Annotated in this window: 1 protein-coding gene; it reads left to right on the plus strand. The window is 59.3% G+C overall.

The window, feature by feature from the left end; genetic code table 11:
- The coding region (locus tag SB764_RS44085) for a hypothetical protein (RefSeq protein ID WP_410867323.1) at window positions 1-241 on the plus strand (241 nt) is incomplete at both ends.

The following is a 241-nucleotide window of genomic DNA, read 5'->3' on the forward strand; positions in this document are numbered from 1 at the left end:
TGATCGACGGCGTGAAAAACCTCGCCGTCAACATCGAGGAAGGCTCCACGGCCAACGCCGCAACGGGAGGCAATTACGAAGTTGCCACCACCAATGTCGAAGAATGGGTCATCGACGGCGGCAAGGGGAACGACACCTTCGTTGTCAGTGGCGACCTGTCGGGCACTGGCCTTGCGACCTCGACGATCACCATTAATGGCGGTGCGGGCGACGATACGCTTGACGTGCACAACTTCGCTTC

The organism is Paraburkholderia sp. SIMBA_027 (genome assembly GCF_046535315.1).
In the GTDB taxonomy this organism is placed as follows: Bacteria; Pseudomonadota; Gammaproteobacteria; order Burkholderiales; family Burkholderiaceae; genus Paraburkholderia; species Paraburkholderia tropica.